Here is a 13,179-nt window from a genome sequence, read left to right as displayed (position 1 = left end):
CCCCCCCCCCCCCCTCCCCCCCCAGTCCGCGCCCTATCCGGAGTACTCCACGATGTAGCTGCCGACGCCGACGGCGCCGCTGTTGACCGGCGCACCGCTGTCGTTGACCACGTGGTCGATGGTGCCTGCGCCGAGGTTGACTGTCACGAGGTCATGCAGTCGCACACCCGGTGCGACAGGCACCTCAAACCCGCTGCTGGCGTGCAGCGACGGATCCACGTTGGTGTAGATGTAGACCCCGCCTCCCCACAGCTCGTGCTGCTCGACGTCGTCGGCGACCTTGTACCCGGCCCAGCCGAGCACCCCATCGTGCTGCCACGCTGCCTGGTTGGGCGCGTCGTACGGCAGCTCGTTCTGGAAGAAGACCGTCTTACCGTTCTCTCCGTTCCAGATGAGGTTGTACTCCTGGTAGTGCTCGACGAAGAGGCCGGTGGCCAGCACGTTGTCTCCGTTGACCACGACGCCGTTGCGTGCCGTGTTGACATCCCAGCCGACACCCTGGCCGTGATCGGCACGCCACGCCCAGATGTTGTCGAGGATGACGTCGTCGCTGAAGACCTCGAGCGAGGTCTCGGCAGACCCCGCGTGCGGCCCGCCGATACGGAAGAAGACGTCCTGCAGCGCGACCGGGTTGGCCGGGTCGCTGCGGTGGTTGGATCCGCGTGGCTTGCCGATGCGCAGCAGTGTGTCGGAGCCCTCCTCGCCGGCGTCGATCATGATGCCGGCGACATCCACGCCCGGCTGGTCGTCGACCACAAGCGGGATGGCCCCGTCGACCGACGTGAGGGTCGCGATGCCGAGACCGAGAACGATGGTGTTCGCCCGCTTGACCTCGATCGAGCGGTCGACGTCATAGACACCGGGGGTCAGCAGCAGGTGCTTTCCCTTCGAGAGCGCCTTGTTGATGTCTTTGATGGAGTCGCCGGGCCGTGCGACGAAGAAGTCGGTCAGCGGGATCGACGTGCCGGCCGTCGGACCGTCTGCCCAGGTCGTTCCGGCAGAGTCGACCGTCGGGTTCGGAACGAAGACCCGGTACTTGCCGGAGCTGTCGACATAGAGGTACGGGCGCTCCTGCGTGGCAGGGGTCGTCGCGAGCGTCGTGTACTGCGGGTCAGGGAACGACTGGGCTGGCGCCCCGATCACTCCAGAGAAGACCTGGTTCCATACCGCGTTCGACCAGCCGCCGATAGAACTGTTACGCACGAGGAACTGCTGCTGCGACCCGTTGATGACGAAGCCGGTCTGCGAGTCGGCGATGAAGCCGCCGCTGGCGTACTGGGGGCCGGCGGTGCAGTAGTCCATGAGGCTGAGGTTGCCCCCGGTGACGTTGACCCGACGCATCGGCGAGGCCTGCGAGACCGCCCAGAAGTTGGCTGAGGCATAACAGCCCTCGCCTCCCGCGACGTTGATAGTCAGGTTCGACAGGCTCCGCCAGAAGTTGGTGAGCGCGATGCAGTTGTCTGGCGTGATGCAGCGGTTGTGCACGTCGACGTGCCCGTTGATCGTCACATCGGTCGGCGAGAGGCCGAGACCGGCCACCTCGGTGTAGTAGCCGACCGTGAACACGAGGGGGTTCTCCACGGTTCCGTAGGTGCCGGGCTTGAAGAGCAGTGCGTACCGCGCCTCGCCCATCTCGTTGTCGGTCTGCTCTGCCGCGACCGCGTCAACGACCGCTTGGATGTCGGCGACCGACATGCTCGGATCGAAGACCTTCACGGCGGGGCCGAACTCCTGTGACGGCACCGGCTTCTTGTCAGCGGAGACAGGAGACGCGGATGCCGCCCCCACTCCGATCGAAAGGGTGCCCACAGCGAGAGCTATGGCCCCCACTGCAGCAATCAGTTTTCTCAACACGACGTCGACCTGCTCTCTGCGGTCGTCGTACGCGGCGGTCAGGCGCCTGTATGCGGACGACGATGGCCGCTAGGTGGTTAGCTGAACGCTCGCAGCTTACTGACCGGTAAGCATAGTGTCTAGGTTTTTGTCACCTGTTCGAGGGTAGAACTACCGTTGCCAGTAGCGGTCGAAGACTGCGTCGGGCGGGAAGGCGGGGCAGTCTCGCCAGACGGCGACGTCATCCGGGTCGTCCATCGTGAAGTCGAGAAGGTCGCTGTACGGATTCCACGGGTAGGCGCCGAACCGCCCGATGTCGACCGCCTCGGCGCGCGCGAGGGCGGATCGCACCTCGACGCCGTGGAGCTGCAGGCACGGGACCAGCGTGTCCTGGTAGTAGTCGTAGAGGTAGTCGAGTTGGGCCTCGTTGAGCAGCCCCAGCTGCTCCGCGCTCAACTGGTAGCGCATGCGACAGCTGTACTCGCTGATGATCGCCGCCTGCTCCCCCGCGGCCGTCGCGATTGCCGCGGTATCGCCGCACGCGCCGAGCAGCTCGCTCCACTGCTCTGGATCGACGACCGTGGCGGCCACCTCCGGCCGGAGGCTCTCTGGCAGACCGGTGAACTCCCACATGCGCGAGCCGATGTACTGCCGGTAGCGCTCGAGCTCCGTGGCGCTCACCCCGCTGGGCGGTGCCTGTCGCGCTTCTGCGCAGCCAGCGAGCAGCATCATGGATGCCGCGACCGCGGCAATGACGCGCGTCGCCATGCGAGTGCCCATGGTGCAATCCTCACCCCGAACGGACCCGCCGGCCACCCCCTCTCGGGGAGTTCGCGGTGCGGCGTCGGGGTCGATAGGGTGAGCAAAACCCTGATCTGGAGCACGATGACCGACACCCCTCCCGACGGCTTCGCACCGCTCGAGCCCGCGCCCGTGGTTCCGCGCGCGAGCGACGCGGAGCTTCGTGCGTACCCGCCGCCCGCTGCTTTTCCGCAGCGCCCGCCGACGACTCCTGCTGATGCGACCCCCGTGCCGACGTCCACGGCCGGTCGGTCCTGGACTCCGTGGATCGTCGCAGCCTCAGTTGCCGTCGGAGTCGGACTCGTGACGCTCGCGGTGGTGGGAATCGTGGCGATCGGCAACCTGGCCAGCTCGATTCCCGAGAGTCTCGGTGAGAGCGAAACTGCCAGCGAGGATGCCGATGCAGAGTACTACGTGCCGGAGCTGCGTGACCTCGTGGACGGTGAGCCGGGCCCGTCAACCGCGGCTAGCCCAGACGACTGCGTCGACCCCTGCTTCGGACCGTCGGTGCTCGGCGAGACCATCGCGGCCGACTCCGCGTTCGCCGGCATGCACCTTCGATTCACCGACGGGGAGTGGGGCGATTTCGCCTCGATGACCCCAGCAGAGGAGCACCTCTACACGGCCGAATCCTGGAACGAGGCGGGGGCGAGCCCGGCCGCGTGCTACTTCAGCTATTTCGCTTCTCCCGTCGTGGCCGAACTCGATGAGATCGTCGAGTCCGATGATCGCATCGACTACACCGTCGCCCGGTCGACCCAAGGTGGGTACTCCAGCATCCAGCAGGCGGTTCGGGTGTTCGACACCACGGCAGAGGCTGACGAGCACATGGCGCGGCTGGCAGGCGCGATAGAGGCATGTCCGGCCTATCGCGTCGACTCCCCCGAGGCCTGGGAGCGGATGCCCGTCTCCGCCGCTCCGGCGCTCGACCTGCCCGCATCCATCGCGTCTGTCGGGTGGCGGGAGGAGAGCGAGTACGGCCGCTACTACGTCTACGACCTGCAGCGGGCCAACATCGTCGTGCGCACCATCCTGACGACCGATGGCGAGATCACAGAGACGGCGTTTCGCGACATGATCGGCGTGGAGGCAGATCTCATGGCCGATTTCGAGATCCTGTGAAGCAAAACGGGCCGCCACCCGAAGGTGACGGCCCGTTCCAAGACTTCGCGGTATCAGCGGCGAGCTTGTCGACTTCTGTCTATCGATAGCGCGCTATCGGCAGTGCTTTTTCGGCAGCGCGTTATCGGCGCAGACCGAGACGCTCGATGAGCGAGCGGTACCGGTTGATGTCGACATCGGAGAGGTATCCGAGAAGACGACGACGCTGGCCGACCAGCAGAAGCAGGCCACGACGCGAGTGGTGGTCGTGCTTGTGCTCCTTCAGGTGCTCGGTGAGGTCCTTGATGCGAGCGGTCAGCATTGCGACCTGCACCTCGGGGCTACCGGTGTCACCCGGGTGAGTTGCGTACTCGTCGATGATCGCTTTCTTGGCTTCTGGTGCGAGTGGCATAGAAGGCCCCTTCCTCGTTGTTGCGCGGTGCCCATCGCCTGATGCGTGAGCTCTCTTTATCCGCGGCCGCTAGACGGCAACCTTGTGAGTTTAGCAGAGATGCACACCAGGCTCCGCGGTCCTCGGATCTGTCGAGCACGAGCCGGGCCCATTTCGCGAGGGACTTTCGACCCTACGGCGCAGAAACAGCCAAAACTACTGTGCGTAATGGTTGGGGTGCATGACACGGGGGTCGACACAGAGGAGCCGTGATGAATGCAGAACCGACCACCCGTGCGCTATGGCGGTCGCGAGTGGTGCCCACTCTCGTGAAGGCTGCCGTCGCAGTGGCAGCCCTTGCCCTCGCCATGCTCGCCTCCCCCGTGCCCTCGAGCTGGGCCGCTGGGCACCCCGCGTCGCTGCGAGCGCTGACGGCGATCTCCATCACGCCCGACACCGGGCCGACCAATGGGGGCCAGCTGGTGACGATCTCCGGCTCCGACTTCGTCGTCGACAGCACCTCCGTCACCATTGGAAGCGTCGTGATCGCACCGCAGTTCGTCACCGTCACATCCCCGACCTCGCTGGAGTTCACCACCCCGATCGATGTTGCGGGATCCGTCTCGGTGAGCGTCACCACACCCGATGGCACGAGCTCGCCGAGCCTCACTTACACCTATGTGGAGGTATCGCCTCTCGCTGCACCGACGATCACCTCTCCGAGTGACGGCAGCGTGCTCACCGACGGAAACCTCCTGATCAGCGGAACAGGGCTTCAGGGCTACACGGTGACCGTTCGCGAGGGACCGACCACGATCTGCGCCGCCATCGTCGATTCGAGCGGCATCTGGTCGTGTCGACCCGACACAGCCCTCAGCCTCGGCCCGCACACACTCACCGCATCGCAACAACCGCCGAGCTACGGGCCGAGTTCGGCGAGCGTTAGCGTCACGGTCACGGTTCGCGAAGCCGACGTCGATACCGGAGGGAACGCGGTCAGCCCCCAGAGCGCCGAGGTCAGTGCTCTCGCGTTCACCGGTGCCCCGTGGGTTGTGCCGACTGCCATCGCCGCCGCGGTCGCTGTCGGCGGCGGTCTCGTGGTGGTTCTTCTGGGCAGCCGTTCGCGGGTGCGCCGATCCCCCACGAAGCAGGCACGCTGACGGGTCGACGGATTGCAGGGTCGACTGCTCCCTACCACGAGGGATTCTTCCTCGTCATCCACGGCCCCAATTGACCCTTGATCAGCATTTTCGGAATGTCAGTGGCTGGTGCGACTATCGAGGCATGGCAACCGAGATCGACCTCATCGAGCAGGCTCGTGACGCGCTCGCCGGGGTCGCCGGGGCCTCCTTCAGCGCGCTGGGCGATGAGCAGCTGTGCCTGCTGGTCGGTCAGCTCGAAGAGCTCGGCCGGCTGGTTGACACCGCGCGAGCACTCGGGGCCGCGGAGGTCGACGAGCGCTCCCGCTTCAGCCTCGGGCGCGAGGGGCTCGCGCAGCGCCTCGGGCACACGCGGGGCGCTCACCTCGTCGAGCACATCACGCGGGTGCCGCAGGCCGAGGCCGCGCGCCGCATCCGTCTCGGTGCCGTGATCAGTCCGCGGCAGGGGCTGCTCGGCGACGTTCTTCCCCCGACCTGGCCCGCGGTCGCGAGCGCCATGCGCTGTGGGGCGTTGGGGCAGGATGCCGCGAGCGCCATCATCCACTGCCTCACCCAGGCGACGAAGCGCGCCGCCACCCCGACCGCCGTTCTCGCCGCAGAAGAGGCCCTCGTGGCAGTCGCCGAGCGCGAGCCTGCCGACCTCGTCGCGGTGCACGCTCGGGTCTGGCGCGAGACGCTCGACCCCGACGGCGCCGCCCCGCGCGATGCCGAGCTGCGGGAGCGGCGCGCATTCCACCTCGGCAAGGAACGCAACGGTATGACACCGTTCAGCGGGGCCGCCGACCCGACATCGGCGGCACTGCTGCGTGCCGCCTTCGCCGAGCGCAGCAGACCGGGGGTCACGCCGCGTTTCCTTGATCCCGCTGAGGTCGCGAGCGGCGGCTCGGAGTCGGATGCCGACGTCATCACCGTGCTTCGCGACCCGCGCACGCGTGAGCAGCGCCAGTTCGACATCGCCTTCGGGCTCATCACCGCCGGCCTGCGCTCCACCCAGGGCCAGCCGGGCAGCATGCAGGCTACCTCGACCGTCATGGCCGTCATCCACCTGAGTGACCTCGAGAACGGCACCGGAGTCGGCTGGCTCGACGACGTCGACGAGCCCGTCTCGGCCCAGACCGTGCAAGAACTCGCCTGCGACGCCGGATTCGCCCGCATCGTGATCGGCGCGACCGGCGAGGTGCTCAGTCTCGGGCGCACGCAGCGCCTCTTCAGCACGGCGCAGCGGAAGGCCCTTGCTGTGCGAGACGGCGGCTGTGTCTGGCCGCAGTGCACAGCACCTCCGAGCTGGTGTCACGCTCACCACGTCATCGAGTACGAGAACGGCGGCAGAACCGACGTCGACAATGGGGCATTACTCTGCCCCGCGCACCACCGCATGCTGCACGCCTCCGAGTTCACCATGCGCATGATTCGCGGCAGGCCAACCCTCCTGGCACCGCCATGGATCGACCCACAGCAGGCATACCGTCCGCTCGGGCGTGCCCGGGTGATGATGACGTGACAGCGCGCGGCAACGCGAAGTCGGGAAATCCTCGCTCAACAACTAGCCTCTAGCAATGGAGACACAGTTCTACGAGGTGCTCGACGGCGTCGGCAACGGCATCAGAATCCAAGCGGAGTTTCAGCCGCGTGCGAACTTCTCACTCGGGGTCAGCGGTATCCCGTTCATTCGAGCCCTCGTGGTGCACAACGAGACCGGGCGCGACCTCCCGGGCCTCGAGCTCACAGGCTCGCTCGCCATGACCGGCGCAGGAGAAACAGTGTGGAGCCGCTCGGTGCCCGGGCCGATCCTCAACAACAGTGCTACCCGCATCGACGACCCACGCACTTTCGATGTTTTCACTCCCGTGCTCTCCAAGGCCACGGAGTCGACGATGGGCACGCTCGACCTCCACGCCATGGCCACCGGCGAGACGGAGGGCGCGCGCGTCCTCGCGGCCGTTGAGGTCAGTGCCTTCAACGAGTGGCTCAACTTTCCCGGGCTCCACCCTGCGATCGCGGCCTTCGTGCAGCCGAACACGCGCATGGTCACGCGCATCCTTCGCGCTGCATCCGACCTGCTGATGAAGAAGACCAACAGCGGCTCGCTGCAGGGCTACCAGGCAGGCGCAGAGCGTGCCCACGAAATCGGGGCCGCGATCTACGAGGCCATCCGTGGACTCCAGATCACCTATATCAATCCCCCAGCATCCTTCGAGCGCACCGGTCAGAAGGTTCGCACGACAGAGCAAGTGCTCACCGACCGGTTCGGCACCTGCGCCGACCTCGCTGTGCTGTACGCAGCATGCATCGAGGCAGCGGGACTGTTCCCTGTGATCTTCATCACCCGCACTCACGCCCTTGCAGGTTTCTACAGCTCACAGCAATGGGGCGAGACCGCCGCCATCACCCAGGTGAACGTGCTCACCAACATGGTTGAGCTCGGCGCAGTCGTTCCTGTCGAACTCACCGGCGTCGGCCCGGGCGCTGGCACACTGAGCTTTCGCAAAGCGCACAAGGTGGCATCCGACTACTTCCGCAACAACTTCGACCAGCTGCAGACGATGGTCGACATCACCAAGGCGCGACTTGACGGCATTCGGCCCATGCCGCAATTCACCGGCGGCGCGGATGAGGTCGAAGATCAAGAAGCAGTCGACCTCGACCGACCGTTCGTCGCCAAGTCGAGTCGGCGCAACCTCTCGAGTTTCATCGAGGCAGAGGAGGTTGTGCGCGGGGTGCTGGAGCGCGAAGACCACTCCCCACCACGCTTAAAGAGCTGGAAGCGCGACCTGCTCGACCTGACGCTGCGCAACCCACTGCTCAACCTGCCCAACAGCCAGAAAGTGCTCGACCTACTCGTGCCCGGCGGCATGTTGCCGATGCTCGATGACGTCGTGCACTCTGGAAAGTCGGTGAAGGTAATCGGCGGAACAGACTCGACCGACCTTCAGAAGCTTGCGGGTATCCGTGTCGCCAGCGAGGTCGCACCGGAGCAGATGATCGCCTACTTCCAGACCACCCGCACGGTCTTCTCCACCCAGGCCGACGCGGCGCACCGACGGCAGCTGCGCGCAATGAAGCGCGAAGCAGACACCCTCGAACAGGAAAGCGGTAGCAACTACCTCTACCTGACCCTCGGCGCACTCGTGCACACGAAGGCCGATGGGTCCGAGGCGCGCGCCCCGCTCTTTCTGCTGCCCGTGCGCCTCACCGGGGGCCTCGCCTTCACCAACTACGCAATGAAGCTCGACGGCGCAGAACTCGCGCAGCCGAACCTCTGTCTGTTGCAGTGGCTCACTACAACGAAGGGCCTCGATCTCACCGAGCTCGCCAACCCGGCGCTCGACGAGTCAGGTATCGCGATAAAGACGGTCTTCACCGGAATCCGAAAGCAGCTGCTGGATGCCGGACTCCCCTACCGGATCGACGAATCAGCGAGTCTCGCCATCCTGCGGTTCTCGACCTTCCAGATCTGGAAAGACCTCGACGCCAACTGGCGTGAACTCATGGAGAATCCGGTGGTTCGACACCTCGTCGAGACACCGGGCGAGACCTTCGACGACCCCAACGGCGACGCCGAACCAGCGGTCGATGAGATGTCACTGCGGCTGCCCATCGCCGCCGACGGCTCGCAGATGGCCGCGGTCGTGCGGGCGACGAGTGGACAGTCGTTCGTGCTCGAGGGCCCACCGGGAACAGGCAAGTCGCAGACCATCACCAATCTCATCGCCCACGCGCTGACAGAGGGTAAGAAGATCCTCTTCGTCGCAGAGAAGCAAGCAGCGCTCGAGGTAGTCAAACGTCGACTCGAGGCGATCGGACTTGGCGCTTTCACGCTTGAGCTCCACGGCGCCAAGCAGTCCATGAACTCGATTCGCGAGCAGTTGAGGGCGGGCCTAGAGCAGCGGGTCGCGGTCGACCAGGTTGCGTGGGATGCGACAGATGCGCGCCTCCGCTCGGCAATCATCGAACTCGAACGGTATCCGTCGCTCGTTCACGAGACGAATGCGCACGGCTACTCGGTCTGGTCTGCCTATGACGCCACCATCGCCCTTGGAGAAGGCCCGACAGCGACAATCCCGCTCCCCTGGCTGCGGTCGACACCGACCATCGACATCGCGCAGACAACCCGCGACTACTCCGACGCGGCCTCGCGTTTCGGCCTCCGCCCCGGACATCACTGGCTCATCTCCGGCACACAGACAGCCGATCGCCTGAATGCCGACCAGCTGTCGAACGCACTGCAGACGCTAGCGACGGCACGAGACAGGGTGGAGCAGCTCAGCGCAGAGTGGCGCTCGGCTCTCGATGGCCTGCGCCCCGCCGCCGGGCTCAGCGCCGTCGTGCGGCTGCTGGGAACGCGAGATCAGGGACTCCTGCCAGAGCCGGGACATGTCGCCTATATCGACCGGCCATCATGGCGCACCACCGTCGCCGAGCTTGGCGAGCGACTTGCCGCCTATCGCAGCACCCACGAGCGCACCCTCGCAGACGCAACGCGAGAAGCAATCGAGCTGCCAGAGCTTGGCGAGTTCGTTGAGCGATCTACCAAGCTGGATGCCGCTTGGTTCTTTCCAGAGCTGCGTCGCCGGTCCATGCGAAAGCGCATCGAGCCGCTGCTCAGTCCCGGCGTCACCATCCCCGCCGAACGTTTCACAGAGTTCCTCACCGCTCTTCGGGCAGTTCGTGCCGAAGCCGAACCGCTCATCGCCAACGCAAGGGAAACGGCCGGGCTGCGACTGCCGACACAGTGGCTTCCCTACCTGCCCGGTGCCGCCACCCACCTCTCGGAAGCCCGGTTTGCCGCAGACAACATCGTCTGGTTGACCACGTACGCGCACGATGCCGCACTCCTGCTACCGACAATCGGCGCGAGGGATGCTGAAACCCTGCGTCAGCTCGACGGGGCATGGAATCAGTGGCTCGCTGCCATTGACGGCAGCGCGGTCACGGTCGGGCACTGGCTCGGGCAGCGACCGTGGGTCGAGGCGTGGGACCACGATGATCCGAATTGGCGTCGCGACCTTGAGAGCACGGGACTGCTTCAACTGCAGCGCTTCGCCGAGACGCGGCGCCTGCTCGCGAATCTCTCATCGAGCGGACTGTCGGTGTTCGCCGATCAACTGGCTGCCGTCGTCATCGCACCGACAGACGCACCCGAGGCCCTCCTCCGGGGCCTGGCCATCGCATCCTTGAGCGAGCGCGTCGCAGCGGGAGGTCTCGACTCGTTCGACGGGGATTCCCTCGACCGGGCGGCTTCGTCGTACCTCGAGCAGAGCGCCACCTCTCGCGAGAACCTTCGGTCGGCGATCGCAGCACGGCTGATCGCCGAGCGACCGTTCGACGTGACCAATCTGCGAGGTGAGGTGGCGGAACTCAAGCGGCAGATCGATCGCAAGCGCGGCGGACTCTCGTTCCGCGAGGTGACCCGGCGATACCCTCGGGCACTGACATCCGTCGTGCCCTGTTTTCTTATGAGTCCGGGCTCAGTCGCCCACTTTCTCGACGCGAGCTCGATCGAGTTCGACCTCGTGATCTTCGACGAGGCCTCCCAGATTCGCGTGCCGCAGGCCATCGGCTCCATGGGCCGAGGCAAGGCTGTGATCGTTGTCGGCGACTCCAAGCAGATGCCGCCGACGAGAATCATGCAGGTCGACGCGAGCCAGGACTCCAGTGCCTCACAGGATGAGCTGGTTGTCGAGGACCTCGAGAGCATTCTGTCGGAGGCCGTCGAGTCAGGACTGCCGCAACTGTGGCTGTCGTGGCACTACCGTTCGCAGAACGAGAGTCTTATCGCCTTCTCCAACCGCACTTACTACGACGGCAAGCTCGTCAGCCTTCCCTCGCCCGTGATCGACGACAGCTCTGGCTTGAGCTGGCGGCGCGTCGACGGCACGTTCGACCGTGGCCGTTCTCGCACCAACGAGGTAGAGGCACAGGCCATCGTCGATGAGATCGGCGCGCGATTGCGGGATCCGGCCACGCGGGAGGACTCAATCGGCGTCGTCTGCTTCAACATCCAACAGCGGGACCTGATTCTGAACAAGCTCGAGGACAGCCCCGACCTTCTGATACGCAGCGCCCTCACCGCAGAAGCAGGCGAGGCGTTGTTCGTAAAGAACCTTGAGAACGTACAGGGCGATGAGCGCGACACGATCCTCTTCTCACTTGCCTTCTCGAAGGACGAGAAGACCGGCGTGCTTCCGCTCAACTTCGGACCGCTCAACCTCACCGGTGGCGAACGTCGGCTCAATGTGGCGATCACCCGCGCCCGGAAGCAGATCGTGCTGTTCAGCTCGTTCGACCCATCGGATATCGACCTCAAGAGGTCAAACTCGAGAGCGATCGCCGACCTGAAGAGCTACCTGACCTTTGCCGCCACCCCGGCCTCAGAACGACGTCGAATCGATGAGGGCCACGAGCAGAGTCACAGCCGATTTGTTGAGGAGCTCGCCGCGGCCATCCGAGCCGATGGATATGACGTCGACACTCACCTCGGCCTCTCAACATTCACGGTCGATCTCGCCGTGCGTGCCAAGGGAGCCGTCGACTGGCGCCTCGCCATCATGGTCGACGGAGTCGGGTGGGCCTCTCGACCGTCCGTGTCCGACCGCGAAGGCTCATCACAACTGCTCATCGACATCATGGGCTGGCCTTCCACGATGCGTGTGTGGCTACCGGCCTGGCTGCGTGACCGCCGTGCGGTGCTCGACCGAGTACGTGACCTCATGGAGCAGCCGATCGCCGTCAAGCCGCAGTTCGTGCCGACGGCAGAAGTCGCTGCGCCCACACTCGCGGTCTCCCAGCTCGCAGCGTCGACGAGTGCCCTTCGCCTTCCGGACTTCGTGTCGGCACCCGACAGTGTCATCGCGTCGCAGTCAGTGCTCAACAACATGAGAATGGCCGAGCCTGCCATTGTGAGAATCGCCACAGAGGTGCTCGAGGTGGAAGGGCCGATTCCCGTAGCTCGACTCGTGTCGACAGTTGCCCGCCGGTTTGGCTACTCGCGAATCGGAGCCGCAAAACAGGCAGAGATCGCCGAAATAGTGCACGCGCAGTTCACAGTGTCGTCCGGCTTCTGCTGGCCGAGCGGCATCGAGCCGGCGACCTGGCGTGGCGCTCGACGCTCTCCGTCATCGGCCATTCGCGCGCTCGTCGAGGTGAGCCCGCACGAGATCGCAAACGTTATGGAGCTACTCATTCGCGAGTCGTTCAGCATGAGCATCGACGACCTGCTGAAGCAGACCTCCGATGTGCTTGGCTACGGGCGTCTCACCGAACAGGGACGGAAGTGGCTAAGCGACGCAGCGCAGCTGGCCAAGAGCGATGGGCGCATCGCTCTTGAAAACGACCGTTTCGTCGCGGGCGAGAGCTGACGGATCGCCCCCGCGGACGTCTGCTCGGCTCGACAAGACCCGTGGCATTTGCACAAGATTCATGCATACGCTGAGAGCATGAGAACGCCCGGCCTCCACCGCGAGCCCATCTACACTGCGGCCATCGGAGCCGGGCGGGCAATGTTCGCGGCACTGCGGGTCAGGCCGTCGGCGAGGGGTGCAGAGAACATTCCAGACACCGGCGGTGCCGTCATTGCCATGACGCACTTCGGCTACCTCGAGTTCGCCCTCGTCGAGTGGATGACGTGGCAGCACAACCGTCGCCGCATCCGGTTCATGGCGAAGAAGCCGGTCTTCGACAAGCCGGTGGTCGGCTGGCTCATGCGCAGCATGCGCCACATCTCGGTCGACATGACAGCGGGAGCCGATGCCTACGCCGAGGCGGTCGCGGCACTGCGCAACGGGGAACATGTAGTTCATGGAACGGTAGCAGTGGATCAGGTTCAGCTTCACCTTGTGGGTGGCGGCGATCTTTTCCAGCTCGCCGTCGCCGGTCCAGACCGACTTGACGTTG

Annotated in this window: 8 protein-coding genes; 5 read left to right on the top strand and 3 right to left on the bottom strand. The window is 65.3% G+C overall.

Annotated elements, in window-relative coordinates:
* Nucleotides 1-33 precede the first annotated feature (33 nt).
* Together AC14A7_RS02010 and AC14A7_RS02005 are read right to left on the bottom strand one after the other, a co-directional pair.
* On the bottom strand, nt 34-1,809 hold the full coding sequence (locus AC14A7_RS02010) for an adenylyl cyclase (RefSeq protein WP_484006210.1): 1,776 nt from the start codon (nt 1,807-1,809) through the stop codon (nt 34-36).
* 195 nt (nt 1,810-2,004) lie between these two features.
* Nucleotides 2,005-2,613 carry a hypothetical protein gene (locus AC14A7_RS02005; protein ID WP_484006209.1) on the bottom strand — a complete coding sequence of 203 codons (609 nt, stop codon included), beginning with the start codon at nt 2,611-2,613 and terminating at the stop codon, nt 2,005-2,007.
* Between the two features lie 78 nt (nt 2,614-2,691).
* On the opposite strand from AC14A7_RS02005, the gene AC14A7_RS02000 reads away from it, so the two are divergent.
* Entirely contained in the window at nt 2,692-3,756 is a 1,065-nt protein-coding gene (locus AC14A7_RS02000; RefSeq protein ID WP_484006208.1) for a hypothetical protein, read from the top strand.
* A gap of 121 nt (nt 3,757-3,877) precedes the next feature.
* On the opposite strand, the gene rpsO is transcribed toward AC14A7_RS02000, so the two are convergent.
* Entirely contained in the window at nt 3,878-4,147 is a 270-nt protein-coding gene (gene rpsO / locus AC14A7_RS01995; protein ID WP_484006207.1) for a 30S ribosomal protein S15, read from the bottom strand.
* 251 nt (nt 4,148-4,398) lie between these two features.
* Here rpsO and AC14A7_RS01990 point away from each other — a divergent pair, with 251 nt between their 5' ends.
* The 4 genes from AC14A7_RS01990 to AC14A7_RS01975 all read left to right on the top strand — a co-directional run.
* Nucleotides 4,399-5,286 carry an IPT/TIG domain-containing protein gene (locus AC14A7_RS01990; RefSeq protein WP_484006206.1) on the top strand — a complete coding sequence of 296 codons (888 nt, stop codon included), beginning with the start codon at nt 4,399-4,401 and terminating at the stop codon, nt 5,284-5,286.
* 124 nt (nt 5,287-5,410) lie between these two features.
* Nucleotides 5,411-6,787 carry an HNH endonuclease signature motif containing protein gene (locus tag AC14A7_RS01985; RefSeq protein ID WP_484006205.1) on the top strand — a complete coding sequence of 459 codons (1,377 nt, stop codon included), beginning with the start codon at nt 5,411-5,413 and terminating at the stop codon, nt 6,785-6,787.
* A gap of 55 nt (nt 6,788-6,842) precedes the next feature.
* On the top strand, nt 6,843-12,644 hold the full coding sequence (locus AC14A7_RS01980) for a DUF4011 domain-containing protein (RefSeq protein WP_484006204.1): 5,802 nt from the start codon (nt 6,843-6,845) through the stop codon (nt 12,642-12,644).
* 78 nt (nt 12,645-12,722) lie between these two features.
* Nucleotides 12,723-13,179, top strand: a 457-nt coding sequence (locus AC14A7_RS01975) for a lysophospholipid acyltransferase family protein (RefSeq protein ID WP_484006203.1), incomplete at its 3' end; no start/stop codon positions are given.

Source organism: Conyzicola sp., assembly GCF_057073975.1.
Note: the sequence above shows the minus strand (reverse complement) of the source record. Positions and strands in the feature narration are given on the sequence as shown.

Excerpts from the sequence above, each read along its gene's own strand:
- AC14A7_RS01990 (WP_484006206.1), top strand. The coding sequence starts at position 4,399 with ATGAATGCAGAACCGACCACCCGTGCGCTATGGCGGTCGCGAGTGGTG.
- AC14A7_RS01985 (WP_484006205.1), top strand. The coding sequence starts at position 5,411 with ATGGCAACCGAGATCGACCTCATCGAGCAGGCTCGTGACGCGCTCGCC.
- AC14A7_RS02005 (WP_484006209.1), bottom strand. The coding sequence starts at position 2,613 with ATGGGCACTCGCATGGCGACGCGCGTCATTGCCGCGGTCGCGGCATCC.
- rpsO (WP_484006207.1), bottom strand. The coding sequence starts at position 4,147 with ATGCCACTCGCACCAGAAGCCAAGAAAGCGATCATCGACGAGTACGCA.
- AC14A7_RS01980 (WP_484006204.1), top strand. The coding sequence starts at position 6,843 with ATGGAGACACAGTTCTACGAGGTGCTCGACGGCGTCGGCAACGGCATC.